This is a genomic window from Leucobacter soli (genome assembly GCF_042659205.1).
Classification (GTDB): Bacteria; Actinomycetota; Actinomycetes; order Actinomycetales; family Microbacteriaceae; genus Leucobacter; species Leucobacter soli.
On sequence record NZ_JBHSRW010000342.1, the window covers coordinates 1 to 1,722 of the forward strand.

Consider the following 1,722-nt stretch of genomic DNA (forward strand, 5'->3'; position numbering starts at 1 on the left):
AGGCGGCTGCCGTACTCGGCCGCGTCGTCTTCCAGGTGCTGCTCCGCCCGACGGCAGCGGCGCCGGTGGCGCCGCCGAGCCGCACCGCGGTTCGCGTCCAGACCGTACGAGCGGCCCTCCGAGACCGCCTGACGGTGCTCTCCGCGATCAGCCATCGCGGTCCTCCCGCAGCCCTCGCCTCCACGTTCTGACACCGCCGCGTCTCCGTCGGCGGTGATCCGCCGACCCGGCCGCGGCCGGAGAAGAGATGAAGACAACGACCATGCATACGAACATGCACACGAACACACCCACCCGCCCCCGCACCGTCGCGCGCACCCTGGCGGCAGGGCTCATCGCCGCCGGCGCCGCACTCGCGCTGACGCTCGGGGCGTCCTCCCCGGCGCTCGCGCACGACGAGATCACCGGCTACCGCGTCGACATCGACGAGGCGACCGGAAACGCCGACCGGCTGACCCTGAGCTTCAGCAATGACATCATGGACGTCGGCAGCGAGATCCTCATCACCGACGCCGACGAGCAGGAGGTGGCCGACGGCGCCCCGGAGGTCGACGGGCGCGATGTCGTCCAGCGCTTCGCCGCAGACATCGGCGAGGGGATGTACCGCATCGCCTGGCGGGTCGTCTCGAGCGACGGCCATCCGATCCAGGGTCTGCTGGTCTTCCGGCTCGATGCCGACGGCCTCGTCAGCTGGCTGCCCGCGGACGACGACGGCACCGCAGGCGAGGGCACGGAGGCACCCGCGCCGGCCGACGAAACCGATTCGCACGGCGATGAGCAGGGCGAGGAGCACGACGAAGGCCACGAGCACGAGCACGACGGGGACGCGTCCGCCGATACCGCGACCTCATCGGGCCTCGGAGCAGGATCGATCGCGGCGGTCGTCATCGGCGCGGGCGTGGTCGTCGCCGGTGGCGTCGCCGCCGTGATCGTCGGCAGCCGGAGGCGCGCACGCGCGATGAACGAGGCGGCTGCAGGCGCGGCATCCGACACCGATGAGTCGGCAACGAACACCGACGAGTCGGCTCCGAACGCGGACGACGCCCGGTGAGGCGGCGATTCCCCGCCCGGCTCGGGGCGGCGCTGTTCCTGCTGCCCGCCCTCGCACTCGGCGGCTGCGCGTCGCCTGGCGCGAGCGGCGCGCACGAGACGTCGCACGGGGCCGAGGCCGGTACCGGGGCGAACGGCGGGACGACCGATGAGACGAGCAGCGGCGTCGAACTGCTGGACGGTTGGGCGAAGTCGGCCCCGAGCGGCGGGATGACCGGCCTCTTCGGCGTGCTCGAGAACCGCGGAGACCACGACCTCGTGATCGCGAGCGCGGAGTCGCCCGATGCCGGCTCGGTCGAACTGCACGAGGTCACGGCCGACGGCGTGATGCAGGAGATCGCGGAACCGGTGACGATCCCGGCCGGCGGAAGCTTCGAACTCGCGCCCGGTGCGAACCATCTCATGCTGCTGGATCTGCAGCGCGATCTGCTCGCCGGCGACGAGACGACGGTCACCCTCCGCTTCTCCGACGGCACCGAGGTCGAGCTCACCGCATTGGTGAAGGACTACGCCGGCGCGAACGAGGAGTACGGCGACGACTCCCACGGCGACGGGCACGACCACGATCACGGCGACGGGCATGACGCGCACTGACGACGGGCACCCCGGGCTCGCCCGCCGCTCCCTCCTCACGGGGGGCGCGGCGGGCCTCGGGGCCGCCTTCGGCACGGG

General features: G+C 72.5%; 3 protein-coding genes. All 3 read left to right on the forward strand.

From position 1 onward, the window contains the following. A partial coding sequence (locus tag ACFPZL_RS12905; protein WP_382335768.1) for a hypothetical protein occupies positions 1–191 on the forward strand: 191 nt, incomplete at its 5' end. Positions 192–247: 56 nt separating this feature from the next. After that, positions 248–1,051: a copper resistance CopC family protein gene (locus tag ACFPZL_RS12910; RefSeq protein ID WP_218113862.1), complete on the forward strand. Its 804-nt coding sequence runs from the start codon at positions 248–250 to the stop codon at positions 1,049–1,051. After that, positions 1,048–1,644 (forward strand): copper chaperone PCu(A)C, encoded by a 597-nt coding sequence (locus ACFPZL_RS12915; RefSeq protein ID WP_236021679.1) that lies wholly within the window; start codon positions 1,048–1,050, stop codon positions 1,642–1,644. Before ACFPZL_RS12910 ends, ACFPZL_RS12915 begins: the two co-directional genes overlap by 4 nt. The last annotated feature ends 78 nt before the right edge of the window (positions 1,645–1,722 follow it).

Coding starts and splice junctions, on each gene's coding strand:
- ACFPZL_RS12910 (WP_218113862.1), top strand. CDS start 248: ATGAAGACAACGACCATGCATACGAACATGCACACGAACACACCCACC.